Below are 13,371 nucleotides of genomic sequence, written 5' to 3' on the forward strand. Positions count from 1 at the left end.
ACGACCCGCAGTTGTTCACGGGTGCGCCACGGGCGCCTCTTCCAGCGCTGTGCCCCGTCCAGGCGTTGTTCAACCCTGCTTCAGGCACGAATTTCCGCGCGCATCCGCGAGGAGGCCGCGCCGCGCGGCGGGTCAGCGTGTGCGATCACCGCGTCGGGTCGTCACAATCGCGGAATGGCTGAGGCTCCTGCGGGTCGGCAGGGCGGCGGTGACACGGTGCTGCGCCCGATGCTGACCGTCGCCGCCGTCGCACGACGGCTGGGCGTCGCACCGGCGACCCTCCGCACGTGGGACCGCCGCTACGGCCTGGGGCCGTCGGAGCACACGGCCGGCTCGCACCGTCGCTACTCGGCGACCGACGTCGGTCGACTCATGGTCATGCGGCGACTCACGCTCGAGGGCGTGCCGCCCGCCGAGGCGGCGGGACTCGCCCGGACGAGTGACGTCCCGGAGGACCTCGGTCTGGCGAGCGTCACCGCGCTCGTCGGCCGGCCGGTCCCGGTGGGAGGGCCGAGCGCGGCGACGACGAGTCCCGTCGGGGCCCTGCCCCGGGAGCGGGACGGCGCCGTGGCCGACGCGGACGACGGCTACCCGACGTCCGGTCTCTTCGACGACGTCGGCGACGTCTGGGCGGACGACCTCGCAGTGGGCGCGGCGGACGCCGAGGGCGACGGCATGGCGCTCCGTGCGGGTGCCTCCGTCGACGGCGGCACGGGTGCGGTGCCCGTGCGCCCGCGCAGCGGGGGCGGCCGGGTCGTCGCCCTGCCGGACGGGTCGCCCACCGCGCGGGGGCTGGCGCGTGCCGCGATGGCCGTCGACAGCCACGAGTGCGTCCGGATCGTCCGTCAGCACCTCGAGCGGTTCGGCACGGTGCGCACGTGGGAGCAGCTCGTCGCCCCTGTGCTCGTGGCGGTCGGCGAGCGCTGGCGCGCGACCGGCGCGGGCGTCGAGGTCGAGCACGCGCTGACGGAGAGCGTCCTGCAGTGCCTGCGCGGTGTCGCCGGCGGGCTGCGTCACCCCCGCAACAGCCGGCCGGTGCTCCTGGCGGCAGCGGAGGACGAGCACCACGGCCTGCCGCTCCACGTGCTGACCGCCGCGCTGGCCGAGCAGGGGGTCGCGTCGCGCCTCCTGGGCGTCAGGGTGCCGCGGGCCGCCCTCGCGGCGGCCGTGCGCCGCAGCGGTCCTGCCGTCGTCTTCGTGTACGCCCACCTGCGCGTGCGGCAGCCCGAGCAGCTCGACGAGCTGCCCCGCCTGCGGCCCAGCCCGCTCCTGCTCCTCGGCGGCCCCGGCTGGTCCGGCGTCGACACCCCGCCCGGGGTCGAGCGGGTCGACGACCTCCCGGGTGCCGTCGACCGGATCGTCACCGCCGTCGGCGCCTGAGGTCCGTCGCGCCCCACTCCCTCAACCCGCCTCACCCACCTGCCGATACGGCTCGTGGAGCGCCCCGAGGGGGTGCCGGAGAAGGGAGCCCTCGTGGCCACGGTCCTCGTCGTCGACGACACGCCCATCGTGCGTGAGCAGCTGCGCCGTGCCGTCGGCGGGCTGCCCGGCATCACGCGGGTCGTCGGGGCCGCCTCGGGGGAGGAGGCGCTGTCACGCTGGCCCGTCGAGCGCCCGAGCGTCGTGCTCCTCGACGTCCGCATGCCCGGCATCGGCGGGGTCGAGACCGCGAAGCGGCTGCTGACGCGCCACCCGGAGGCGAACGTCCTCATGACGACGATGGCGGAGGACGCCGACGGCCTCGCCCGCGCCATCGCCGCAGGCGCCCGCGGCTACGTCGTGAAGGACGCCAGCCCCGAGGAGCTGTCCATCGCGCTCGCCGCGGCTCTCAGCGAGGCCACGCGCCGACAGGTCCCCGCGCAGACGCGGGGCCGTCCGGGCGGGAGCGCCGTGCAGCTGACGGAGCGCGAGGTCCAGGTGCTCGACGGCATGTCCCGTGGCTGCAGCAACGCCGCCATCGGCAAGGAGCTGTTCCTCTCCGAGGACACGATCAAGACGCACGCCCGTCGCCTCTTCCGCAAGCTCGACGCCGCCGACCGCGCCCAGGCGGTGGCGACCGGCTTCCGCCTCGGCCTGGTCCGCTGACAGCTAGCCTGGCGGTGCCCGTCGCACGGGCCGACCCGGGGACGAGGACCTGCCATGCACCTGTGCCGCGCCGCCCGCACCGCGAGGGGCACGGGCGTCGTCCGTCGAACGAGTGACGCACCGTGCCCGCACGGTGCTGGTCTGTAACGACTCGACGGGTTGTCGCGATGTCGCACGAGGACGCCCCAGCAGGCGCCGGTCCCCCTGACGGCAGCCTGTGGTCGAGGCTCGTCACGCGGGCCGTGGCCGGGGAGTCCGCAGCAGTCGAGACCCTGATCGCCGGGGTGCGGCAGCGGGTGCACCGGTACTGCCGCGCCCGGCTCCGCGGCTACCCCGGCGCCGAGCAGGCCGCGGACGACGTGGCCCAGGAGGTGTGCGTTGCCGTGCTGACCGCCCTGCCCCGCTACCAGGACACCGGACGCCCGTTCGAGGCGTTCGTGTTCCGCGTGGCCGGGCACAAGGTCGCCGACGCGCAGCGCCAGGCGCTCGGGCGGGAGCAGCCGGTCGAGGAGCTCCCGGACGGGCACAGCGACGCCCTCGCCGACGACCCCGCGCGCAGCGCCGAGGTGTCCTCCGAGGCGGACCGGGTGACGCGGCTCATGGACCGGCTGCCCGGCCAGCAGCGCGAGGTGCTCGTGCTGCGGGTGGCGGTCGGTCTGTCGACCGAGGAGACGGCCGCGGCGCTCGGCATGACCGCGGGTGCGGTGCGGGTGGCGCAGCACCGGGCGCTGGGCCGGCTGCGGGTGCTGCTCGCCGAGGAGGACGCCGGCAGCCCCGGCTCCGGTGCGACCGGGCGGGGTCGTCGGTGAGCCCGCGCCGCCCGTCGCAGCTCGGCCCGGAGGAGGCCACGCGTTCGCTCGCCGCCGTGCGCAGCTCGGACGCGCTGGTCGACGCGCTCGCCGCACGTGGCGACCTCCGCCGGGTCGCCGCCGACGACGACGGGCTCGCCCGCCTGCTCGCCGGGTGGGCGGCGACCGTCGACGCCGAGACGGTCGCGCGGCTCGGGACCCCGCCCGTCGCACCCGTCTCGCCCGGCCCGACGACGGCACGACCGCGCGCGACCGCGCCGACTGTCCTCACGGCACGCCCGGCTGCGCCGGGGGGGCGGGCTCGACCGTGGTGGCTCGTCTCCGCCGCGGCCGCCGCCGTCGTCGTCTCGCTGGGCGTCGGGGGTGCCGTCCACGACATCGGCCGCCTGTCCCCGTCGCCGGCGCAGGCGGCCACCAGCATCGAGACGACGCTCGTCGCGGCCCGGCTCGCGCTGGCCGAGGGGGACGTCGCCGGCGCCCGCGTGCTGCTCGACCAGGTCGCGGCCCTCCTCGACGAGCTGCCGCCGGAGGTGCGCGACGGACTCGAGCCGGACGTCGACAGCGTCGTCGTCGAGCTGCGCGCCGCCGCGGCCGAGGGCGGCCCCGGAGGTGTCGGTGGTGGTGCCGGGAACGGTGGGGCTGCCGGGAACGGTGGGGCTGCCGGGAACGGTGGTGGTGCCGGGAACGGTGGGGCTGCCGGGAACGGTGGTGGTGCCGGGAACGGTGGTGGTGCCGGGAACGGTGGTGGTGCCGGGAACGGTGGTGGTGCCGGGAACGGTGGTGGTGCCGGGAACGGTGGTGGTGCCGGGAACGGTGGTGGTGCCGGGAACGGTGGGGCTGCCGGGAACGGTGGGGCTAGCGGGAACGGTGGGGCTGCCGGGAACGGTGGGGCTGCCGGGAACGGTGGTGGTGCCGGGAACGGTGGTGGTGGCACGCCTGCCGATCCGCCGACAGCGGACCGCGAACAGCCGGCCCCGAAGCCGACAGCGGCCCCCGAACGCCCGGCCCCGAAGTCGACAGCGGCCCCTCGGCCGCCGGCTCCGAAGCCGACAGCACCCCCGACCACCGCGCGGCCGACCGCCGCCCCACCACCGGCGGGCGACGAGCGGGCCACGGCGGCCCCGGCGACGCCCACCGCGCGGACGAGCACGACCCCGACGGCCGCTCCCGCTCCCGCGACCCCCACACCCCCGTCCGGCGGTCGGCCCACGTCCGACGGCTGAGCCGTCCCCCCGGTGGCCCGCGGGCGGTCGGGGCGCCCGCCCCGAGCGCCTACCATCGGGGCGTGGTGAACGAGCGTCCCGCCGCCCCCGTGAACGCCGCCGCCGACGAGGTCCCTGTGCCGGACCCCTTCGCGACCGTCGGCCTCACGTACGACGACGTCCTCCTCCTGCCCGGCGAGAGCGACGTCGTGCCGAGCGCGACCTCCACCCGGTCGCGGGTGTCGCGACGGATCCACGTCGAGGTCCCGCTGCTGTCCAGCGCCATGGACACGGTGACGGAGTCCCGGATGGCCATCGCGATGGCGCGGCAGGGCGGGCTCGGTGTGCTCCACCGCAACCTGTCAGCGGAGGACCAGGCGCAGCAGGTCGACCTCGTCAAGCGGTCGGAGGCAGGCATGGTGACCCACCCCGTCACGACGAGCCCGGACGCGACCCTGGCGGAGGTCGACGCCCTGTGCGGGCGCTACCGGGTGAGCGGCCTGCCGGTCGTCGACGGGGCCGGTGTCCTCCTCGGCATCGTCACCAACCGGGACCTCCGCTTCGAGAGCGACAACACCCGCTGCGTCCGCGACGTCATGACCCGGATGCCGCTCGTTACGGCCCCCGTCGGCACCTCGCCCGAGGCGGCCATGGCGCTGCTCGCCCGGCACAAGGTCGAGAAGCTGCCGCTGGTCGACGACAGCGGGCGGCTCCGCGGCCTCATCACCGTCAAGGACTTCACGAAGCGCGAGCAGTACCCGCTCGCGACCAAGGACGACGACGGCCGGCTCCGGGTCGCGGCCGCCATCGGCATCTTCGAGGACGCCTGGAAGCGCGCGATGCTCCTCGTCGAGGCCGGCGTCGACCTCCTCGTCGTCGACATGGCCCACGGGCACTCCCGCGCGGTCCTCGACATGATCCGCCGGCTGAAGGCCGAGCCGTCGGTGGGCGGGGTCGACGTCGTCGGCGGCAACGTCGCGACCCGCGCCGCCGCGCAGGCCCTCGTCGACGCCGGTGTCGACGGCGTCAAGGTCGGCGTCGGGCCCGGCTCCATCTGCACTACCCGGGTCGTCGCGGGCGTCGGCGTGCCGCAGGTGAGCGCCATCCACGAGGCGGCGCAGGCCTGCGCCCCCGCCGGTGTGCCCGTCATCGGGGACGGTGGCCTGCAGTACTCCGGCGACATCGCGAAGGCGCTCGTCGCCGGGGCCGACACCGTGATGCTCGGCTCGCTCCTCGCCGGGTGCGAGGAGAGCCCCGGCGAGCTCGTGTTCGTCAACGGCAAGCAGTACAAGTCCTACCGCGGCATGGGCAGCCTCGGTGCGCAGCAGACCCGCGCCGGTGCCCGGTCGTTCAGCAAGGACCGCTACTTCCAGAACGACGTCGTCGCCGACGACGAGTTCGTCCCGGAGGGCGTCGAGGGGCAGGTGCCGTACCGGGGGCCGCTCGGGGCGGTGGCGCACCAGCTCGTCGGGGGGCTCCGGCAGTCGATGTTCTACGTCGGAGCAGAGACCGTCGAGCAGCTGAAGCGCCGTGGGCGCTTCGTGCGGATCACGTCGGCCGGGCTCAAGGAGAGCCACCCGCACGACATCCGCATGACGAACGAGGCGCCGAACTACACGGTCCGCTGACCGCCGGGGTCGCGTCCGGTCCGTCCCGGGTTGTCCGGATCCCGTGACAGGAGTTTGCTGCGCCTGTGCGCATCCGTGCACGGGCGACGGCGCCGTCGGGCCTCCCGTCGCCGACCGGTGACGAGAGGGGCAGGCAGATGGCGGAGAACCGAGCGGTCACGTACCAGGGGGCGGGCAAGGTCCGGGTCGACGAGATCCCGTACCCGAGCTGGGAGCTGAAGGACGGCCCGGGCGTGAACCCGGACAACGTCGGTCGGCCGCTGCACCACGGCGCGATCCTCAAGGTCGTCACGACCAACATCTGCGGCAGCGACCAGCACATGGTCCGCGGCCGCACGACCGCTCCCGAGGGCCTCGCCCTCGGCCACGAGATCACCGGCGAGGTCGTCGAGACCGGCCGGGACGTCGAGTTCATCAAGGTCGGCGACCTGTGCTCCGTGCCGTTCAACATCGCGTGCGGACGGTGCCGCAACTGCAAGGAGCGCAAGACCGGCATCTGCCTCAACGTCAACCCCGACCGGCCGGGCTCGGCCTACGGCTACGTCGACATGGGCGGCTGGGTGGGCGGCCAGGCGGAGTACGTCATGGTGCCGTACGCCGACTTCAACCTCCTGCCGTTCCCCGACAAGGACCAGGCCATGAGCAAGATCATGGACCTGACGATGCTGTCCGACATCTTCCCGACCGGGTTCCACGGCTGCGTGACGGCGGGGGTCGGCGTCGGGTCGACGGTCTACATCGCCGGAGCAGGACCCGTCGGCCTCGCCGCCGCGGCCGGAGCGCAGCTGCTCGGGGCGGCGGTCGTCATCGTCGGTGACCTCGTCGAGGACCGGCTCGCGCAGGCGCGCAGCTTCGGCTGCGAGACCGTCGACGTGTCGAAGGGCGACCCCCGGGACCAGATCGAGGAGATCCTCGGGGTCCGCGAGGTCGACTGCGGCGTCGACGCCGTCGGCTTCGAGGCCCGCGGTCACGGGGAGGGCGCGCAGCAGGAGGCACCTGCGACCGTCCTCAACTCGCTCATGGACCTCACGGCGGCCGGGGGCGCGCTCGGCATCCCCGGCCTCTACGTCACCGGCGACCCGGGAGGCATCGACGAGGCGGCGAAGAAGGGGTCGCTGTCGCTCAGCCTCGGCACGGGGTGGGCGAAGTCGCTGTCCTTCACGACGGGCCAGTGCCCGGTCATGAAGTACAACCGCGGCCTCATGATGGCGATCCTCCACGACCGGGTGCAGATCGCGAAGGCCGTCAACGCCACGAGGATCAGCCTCGACGAGGCGCCGCAGGGCTACGCCGACTTCGACAGCGGCGCGGCGAAGAAGTACGTCATCGACCCGCACGGGTCGGTCGCGGCCTGAGGGTCGCGACGGTCCGGGCGGCCCGAGGTGGCCGGTGCGGCGGGTCCGGGCCCGCCGCACCGGCCCACTAGGGTCGCGGCGTGAACGAGCTCGAGATCGGCCGTGGCAAGCGCGGGCGCCGCGCCTACTCCCTCGACGACGTCGCCATCGTCCCCTCCCGTCGCACCCGCGACCCGGAGGACGTCTCGACGGCGTGGCAGATCGACGCCTACCGGTTCGAGCTCCCCCTGCTCGCCGCCCCCATGGACTCCGTCATGAGCCCGGCCACCGCCGTCGCCGTCGGGCGGCACGGCGGGCTCGGTGTCCTCGACCTCGAGGGCGTGTGGACCCGCTACGAGGACCCGACCGACCTGCTGGCGGAGATCGCCTCGCTCGACCCCGCCGCCGCGACGACGCGCATGCAGGAGATCTACGCCGCCCCGGTGCAGCCGGACCTCATCACGCAGCGGCTCGCGGAGGTCCGGGCGGCCGGCGTCACCGTGGCGGGGGCGCTCAGCCCCCAGCGCACGCAGGAGCTGTGGCAGACGGTCGTCAGCGCCGGCGTCGACCTCTTCGTCATCCGCGGGACCACCGTGTCCGCGGAGCACGTGTCCACCCGCAGCGAACCCCTCAACCTCAAGCGCTTCATCTACGAGCTCGACGTGCCCGTCATCGTGGGCGGCGCGGCGACGTACACCGCGGCGCTCCATCTCATGCGGACGGGCGCGGCGGGCGTGCTCGTCGGCTTCGGCGGCGGAGCCGCGCGCACCACCCGGCAGACCGTCGGCATCCACGCGCCCATGGCCACGGCCATCGCCGACGTCGCCGCCGCCCGCCGGGACTACCTCGACGAGTCCGGCGGCCGCTACGTCCACGTCATCGCCGACGGCGGGCTCGGGCGCAGCGGGGCGGTCGTGAGCGCGGTCGCGTGCGGCGCCGACGCCGTCATGCTCGGCACGGCCCTGGCCCGTGCCGTCGAGGCGCCGGGGCGGGGCTGGCACTGGGGCCCGGAGGCGCACCACGCGGTGCTGCCGCGCGGCGAGCGGGTGCAGGTCGGGACCGTGGCGCCGCTGGAGGAGATCCTCCTCGGCCCGGGGCGCAGCGCCGACGGCACGACCAACCTGTTCGGTGCGCTCCGCCGGTCCATGGCGACGACCGGCTACCTCGACCTCAAGGAGTTCCAGCGGGTCGAGGTCGTGGTGTCGCCCTACCGGCCGGGCTGAGGGCCCGGACCTCCGCGGGGCCGGGCGCCTCGAGGCAGCGGCGGGCCAGGTCCCGCGCCGCTGCGGCGTCCAGCTCCCGCACCCGGTCCTTGACGGCCGGGACCGAGCGCGGTCCGACGCTCAGCTCGCGCACGCCGAGCCCGACGAGGACGGGGACGGCGGCCGGGTCGCCCGCGAGCTCCCCGCACACCGCGACGCGGACCTCGGGGCCGACCCCCTCGCACGTGGCGGCGACGAGCGCGAGCACGGCGGGGTCGAGGCCGTCGGCCAGGGAGGCGACGTGGGGGTTGCCGCGCTCGGCGGCGAGCGCGTACTGCGTGAGGTCGTTCGTCCCGATCGACACGAAGTCGACGAGACCGCGCAGGTGCCGCGACCGCAGCGCGAGCGCCGGCACCTCCACCATGACCCCGACCTCGAGGCCGGTGGGGAGGTCGGACATCCCGAGGGCACGTGCGGCGTCGTGGAGCGCCTCGCGGGCCCGCGAGAGCTCCTCGACCGTGCCGACCATCGGGAACATGACGCCGAGGGGCGTCTCGGCCGCAGCCCGGACGACGGCCCGCAGCTGGGTCGCGAGCAGGTCGGGGCGCGCCAGCTGGAGCCGGAGGCCGCGAAGGCCGAGGAAGGGGTTGGCCTCGACGGGCTGGTCGGCGTACGGCACGGGCTTGTCGCCCCCGACGTCGAGGGTGCGCACGACGACCCGCCGTACGCCGACGGCCGCCGCGACCGCGAGGTAGGCGGCGACCTGCTCCTCCTCGTCCGGTGGGGAGTCGCGGCCGCCGAAGAGCAGCTCCGTGCGCAGCAGGCCTATCCCGTCGGCCCCGTGGGCGGCCGCGGTCCGTGCGTCGTGCTCCCCGGCGGCGTTCGCCGCGACCTCGACGTGGACGCCGTCGCCGGTCACGGCCGGGCCCTCCGCGCGGCGGCGCGCCTCCTCGGCCGTGCGGGTGCGCTCGGCGCGCTCGGCCTCCCACCGCCCGAGCAGGTCGGCCGCCGGGCTCACGAGGAGGGAGCCGTCGTCACCGTCGACGGCGACCGTGGTGCCTGTCGGCACCTCGAGCACCGCGGGCCCTGCGGCGACGACGAGGGGCAGGCCGGCGGCGCGCGCGAGCAGCGTCGCGTGCGAGGTCGGGCTGCCCTCCGCCGTCACGACGGCCGTCACCTCGGCGGGATCGAGGGCCCGGACGTCGTCCGGGGTGACGTCGCGCGCGAGGAGGACGCCGGGGCGGCTCGTCGTACCGCGCCCGGCCCCCTGGAGACGGCGGCGGACCGCGCGACCGACCGCGCGCACGTCCGCCGCCCGTGCGGCGAGGTACTCGTCGTCGAGCGCCTCGAGGTCGGCGGCGACGCGGTCGACGGCACGCTGCCACGCCACCTCGGCCGCGCTGCCGGCGTCGACGTCGTCACGGGCCGGTGCGAGCAGGCTGTCGTCCTCGAGCAGGAGCAGGTGGGTGGCGAGGATCGCGGCGTAGGGGTCGTCGGCGTCGTCCGGAGCCCGCCCGCCGGTTCCGTGAGGTGCCCGCAGCTCGTCCACGGCACCGGCGAGGGCGCTCTCGAGCCGCTCCCGCTCGTGCTCCGGCGTCCCGGCCGGCCCGTCGGGCAGTGGCGGCAGCGTGTCCTCCAGGTACCAGGCCCGGCCCCAGCCCCGTCCGGGCGCGGCGGGCGTCCCTCGCACGTCGCCCGGCCGCTCCTGCGCGGATGTGGGTGACGGTGCCGGCCCCACCGCCGGCGCCGGGGGAGCGGTCGCCGCCTCGGTGCCCTCGCCGAAGCCCGCCTCGACCGCGGCGACGACCTGGTCGACGGCCGCGGCGGCACCGGGCCCGGACGCGGTGACCCGGACGACGTGCCCGCGGACGGCGCCCAGCTGCTGGATCCCCACGAGGCTGCGGGCGGCGACCGGGCCCCGCCCGGACGTCACGTCGTGGAGCCGGACGTCGGCGTCGAGGCGGCGCACGAGCTGCACGAGCGCGGCCGCCGGTCGGGCGTGCAGACCGTGCGGGTTGACGACGGTGACCTCGCGGGCGACCTCGTCGTCGGTCGTCGCGTCGGGGGCGGGCGAGTGGTCGGCCGTGCCGCCGAGGTGCTCGGCCTTCGCCCCGCCGGCGAGCGCGGCGTCCGCCGCCACCTCCTCCAGCGTCGCCCCGCCCGCCGCCTGCACGACCGCGGCGACGACTCCCTCGACGAACGGTGCGGCGCTCAACCGCACCTCGAAGCCGAGGTCGCCACCGAGCTCGAGGGCGAGCTCGGCACTGAGCACGGCGCTGCCGAGGTCCATGACGACGAGGACGCCGGCCGGACCCCCAACCTGCTCGACGGCCTCGAGTACGGCGGTGGCGTCCGTCCCGGTGCCGCCGTCCGGTGTCCCCGCGGCGACCGCGACGGCCGGCGGGTCCTCGTGGACCATCTCGAGAGCGAGGGCCACGGCGGCCTCCGCCAGCGGTCGGCTGTGCGAGACGACGACGAGGCCGACCCGGTCCGTGCGGGGCGCGCGCGGGTCGCCCCCGGGTGGTGCCGTCACGGGCCGGCGAGGGCGTCGGCCAGGCTCTCGAGCAGGAGCGTCGTCGACGCCGAGCCCGGGTCGACGTGGCCGACCGAGCGCTCCCCGAGGTAGCTCGCGCGGCCCTTGCGGGCGAGCAGGGGGGCGGTCGCGTCACGTCGCTCCGGCGCGGCGTCCGCGGCGGCGCGTGCCGCGGCCGCGGCCCCGGCACCGCCGGCGACCGCCTCGTCGAACACCGTGAGGCACGGCTCGAGCACGTCGACCATCGTCTTGTCCCCGGGCTCGGCCTTGCCGCGCGCCACGACGCCGTCGTAGCCCGCCCGGAGCGCGGTACCCAGGGCGGTCGCGTCGAGGGCGTCCACCGCCCCCGCCGTCGTGCCGAAGCGCAGCATGAAGGTGCCGTACAGCGGGCCGCTCGCGCCGCCGACCGTCTTGACGAGCGTCATCCCGGCCTGCTTGAACGCGGCGCCGACGTCGCCCGGCGGGTCGGCGTCGAGCGCCTCGACGACGGCCGCCGTCCCGCGGCGGAGGTTGCTGCCGTGGTCGGCGTCGCCGATCTTGGCGTCGAGGTCGGTGAGGTGGCGCTCGTCCCGGGCGACCGCGGCGGCGAAGCGGCGCAGCCAGTCGGTGAGAGCGGCGAGGGAGGCCTGGTCGGCGTCCGCCACCGTCACATCCCCCACCGCAGGCCGGGGGTGCTCACCGGGGCGTCCCAGAGGGAGAGCAGGTCGTCGTCGGCCCGCAGGAGCGTGACCGACGCACCCGCCATCTCCAGCGACGTGATGTACGGGCCGACGAGGCTCCGCGCGATCGACACCCCGGCCTTCTCGCAGATCGCGGCCACCTCGGCGTAGAGCCCGTACAGCTCGATGAGGGGCGTGCCGCCCATGCTGTTGACGAACGCGACGACGGGCGCGCCGTCGGCCGCGGGCAGGTCCTGCAGGACGGGCTCGACGAGCTGCTCGGCCACCTCGCGGAGCGGGCCGAGCCGGCGACGCTCGCGGCCGGGCTCGCCGTGGATGCCGATGCCGAGCTCGAACTCGTCGTCCCCGAGCTCGAACGTCGGGACGCCGGCGGCGGGGACGACGCAGCTCGTGAGGGCCATGCCCATGCTGCGGGCGTTGCCGTTGACCTTCTTCGCGAGCTCCTCGCACGCGGCGAGGTCGCGGCGCTCCTCGGCCGCGGCGCCGACGATCTTCTCCAGCAGCACCGTCGCCCCGACGCCGCGGCGACCCGCGGTGTAAAGGCTGTCCTGCACCGCGACGTCGTCGTCGACGACCACGGAGCGGACCTCGACGTCGCCCTCGGCCGCCGCGAGCTCGGCCGCCATCTCGAAGTTCATGACGTCGCCGGTGTAGTTCTTCACGATGTGGAGGACGCCGGCGCCGCCGGACACGGCGAGCGTCGCCGCCTGCATCTGGTCGGGTGTGGGGGAGGTGAACACCTCGCCGGCGCAGGCGGCGTCGAGCATGCCGTGCCCGACGAAGCCGCCGTGCATCGGCTCGTGCCCGGACCCGCCGCCCGAGACGAGACCGACCTTGCCCTCGACCGCCCCGGAGGCCCGCAGGACCACCCGGTTCTCGTGGTCGACCCGCAGATCGGGGTGGGCCGCCGCCATGCCGCGCAGCGCGTCGGGCACGACCTGTTCGGGGGAGTTGATGAGCTTCTTCATGGGGGGACCTCCGTGTCGTCGTCGACGGGTGTGGCCGCGCTCGAAGTGCTTGCGACATTATCGAAAGCCTGTCGAGCCGTCGAGGGTGCGTGGCAGGGTGACGGTCCAGTCGGAGGTCAGCGGTGATCCAGTCCATCGATCGAGCGGCGCGGGTGCTGATGTGCCTGCAGGGCGCCCGGCACCTGGGCCTCAGCGAGATCGCCGCCGAGCTGGGTCTCGCACCGTCGACGGTCCACGGCATCGTCACCAGCCTCGCCGCCCACGGCCTGGTGGCGCGGGAGCCCAACGGGACCCGGTACATGCTCGGGCCGGCGCTCGTGAAGCTGTCGAGCGTCTACCTCGACACGCACGAGGTGCGGGTCCGGGCGCTGCGGTGGGCCGACGAGCTCGCGCGACGCGCCGGCCTCGCGGTGCGGCTCGGGGTCGAGCTCTTCGACGAGGTGATGATCATCCACCACGTGCCCGCGCCCGGGGGGTCCCAGCAGATGCCCGAGACCGGGATGGCGGTGCAGGCGCACGCGTGCGCGCTCGGCAAGGTGCTCCTGGCCAACGACCCCGAGCAGGCGGAGCGGGTGATGGCGGCGGGGCTGCGCGCGATGACGGGTGACACGCTCGTCGACCCGGACGCCCTGCGCGCCCAGCTGCGCGCCGTCGCGGAGGCGGGCGTCGCCACCGAGGTCGACGAGTCCGTCATCGGGGAGGCCGGGCTCGCGGCGCCGGTCGCGGACCGGTCGGGGACGGTCGTCGCCGCGGTGTCCGTCGTGGTGCCGAGCTCGCGGTGGCCACCACCCCGGGAGACCGAGGAGGCGCTTCGGGAGACCGCCCGGTCCCTGTCGCGTGAGCTCGGCGCCCCGCGCTGGCCACCCGCACCACCCGTCCCGCCGGAGGCCGTCGACGGCTAGGGAGGCACCCGGGTGCGGTCGTCGGCGC

Annotated in this window: 11 protein-coding genes; 8 read left to right on the top strand and 3 right to left on the bottom strand. The window is 75.7% G+C overall.

Features of this window, described 5'->3' with window-relative positions:
• Positions 1-174: 174 nt before the first annotated feature.
• The 7 genes from WAB14_RS02300 (at position 175) to WAB14_RS02330 (ending at position 8,281) form a co-directional block, all read left to right on the top strand.
• Positions 175-1,380: a MerR family transcriptional regulator gene (locus WAB14_RS02300; protein ID WP_340266967.1), complete on the top strand. Its 1,206-nt coding sequence runs from the start codon at positions 175-177 to the stop codon at positions 1,378-1,380.
• Between the two features lie 54 nt (positions 1,381-1,434).
• Positions 1,435-2,085 carry a response regulator transcription factor gene (locus tag WAB14_RS02305; RefSeq protein ID WP_465251628.1) on the top strand — a complete coding sequence of 217 codons (651 nt, stop codon included), beginning with the start codon at positions 1,435-1,437 and terminating at the stop codon, positions 2,083-2,085.
• A gap of 167 nt (positions 2,086-2,252) precedes the next feature.
• A complete protein-coding gene (gene shbA, locus WAB14_RS02310) occupies positions 2,253-2,894 on the top strand; it encodes an RNA polymerase sigma factor ShbA (RefSeq protein ID WP_340266969.1) in 642 nt (213 codons plus the stop codon).
• On the top strand, positions 2,891-4,117 hold the full coding sequence (locus WAB14_RS02315) for a hypothetical protein (protein WP_340266971.1): 1,227 nt from the start codon (positions 2,891-2,893) through the stop codon (positions 4,115-4,117). Before shbA ends, WAB14_RS02315 begins: the two co-directional genes overlap by 4 nt.
• A gap of 62 nt (positions 4,118-4,179) precedes the next feature.
• Entirely contained in the window at positions 4,180-5,724 is a 1,545-nt protein-coding gene (gene guaB / locus WAB14_RS02320; RefSeq protein ID WP_340266973.1) for an IMP dehydrogenase, read from the top strand.
• 137 nt (positions 5,725-5,861) lie between these two features.
• Positions 5,862-7,079 (top strand): formaldehyde dehydrogenase, glutathione-independent, encoded by a 1,218-nt coding sequence (gene fdhA, locus WAB14_RS02325; protein WP_340266975.1) that lies wholly within the window; start codon positions 5,862-5,864, stop codon positions 7,077-7,079.
• 80 nt (positions 7,080-7,159) lie between these two features.
• The gene (locus WAB14_RS02330; RefSeq protein ID WP_340266977.1) at positions 7,160-8,281 is read left to right on the top strand and encodes a GuaB3 family IMP dehydrogenase-related protein; all 1,122 of its coding nucleotides are present in this window, start codon (positions 7,160-7,162) and stop codon (positions 8,279-8,281) included.
• On the opposite strand, the gene ptsP is transcribed toward WAB14_RS02330, so the two are convergent.
• The 3 genes from ptsP to dhaK are packed head-to-tail and all read right to left on the bottom strand — an operon-like array spanning position 8,229 to position 12,441.
• Complete coding sequence (gene ptsP, locus WAB14_RS02335; protein ID WP_340266979.1) at positions 8,229-10,793, bottom strand: phosphoenolpyruvate--protein phosphotransferase; 2,565 nt, start codon at positions 10,791-10,793, stop codon at positions 8,229-8,231. The two genes, WAB14_RS02330 and ptsP, sit on opposite strands and share 53 nt — an antisense overlap.
• On the bottom strand, positions 10,790-11,437 hold the full coding sequence (gene dhaL, locus WAB14_RS02340) for a dihydroxyacetone kinase subunit DhaL (RefSeq protein WP_340266981.1): 648 nt from the start codon (positions 11,435-11,437) through the stop codon (positions 10,790-10,792). Before dhaL ends, ptsP begins: the two co-directional genes overlap by 4 nt.
• 2 nt (positions 11,438-11,439) lie before the next feature.
• Positions 11,440-12,441, bottom strand: a complete 1,002-nt coding sequence (gene dhaK / locus WAB14_RS02345) for a dihydroxyacetone kinase subunit DhaK (RefSeq protein WP_340266983.1) — start codon at positions 12,439-12,441, stop codon at positions 11,440-11,442.
• 122 nt (positions 12,442-12,563) lie between these two features.
• Between dhaK and WAB14_RS02350 the strand changes: the two genes are divergently transcribed.
• Complete coding sequence (locus WAB14_RS02350) at positions 12,564-13,343, top strand: IclR family transcriptional regulator (protein ID WP_340266985.1); 780 nt, start codon at positions 12,564-12,566, stop codon at positions 13,341-13,343.
• Positions 13,344-13,371: the final 28 nt, after the last annotated feature.

The sequence above is a fragment of the Aquipuribacter nitratireducens genome (assembly GCF_037860835.1).
Lineage (GTDB): Bacteria > Actinomycetota > Actinomycetes > Actinomycetales > JBBAYJ01 > Aquipuribacter > Aquipuribacter nitratireducens.

Excerpts from the sequence above, each read along its gene's own strand:
- WAB14_RS02300 (WP_340266967.1), top strand. The coding sequence starts at position 175 with ATGGCTGAGGCTCCTGCGGGTCGGCAGGGCGGCGGTGACACGGTGCTG.
- shbA (WP_340266969.1), top strand. The coding sequence starts at position 2,253 with ATGTCGCACGAGGACGCCCCAGCAGGCGCCGGTCCCCCTGACGGCAGC.
- fdhA (WP_340266975.1), top strand. The coding sequence starts at position 5,862 with ATGGCGGAGAACCGAGCGGTCACGTACCAGGGGGCGGGCAAGGTCCGG.
- dhaK (WP_340266983.1), bottom strand. The coding sequence starts at position 12,441 with ATGAAGAAGCTCATCAACTCCCCCGAACAGGTCGTGCCCGACGCGCTG.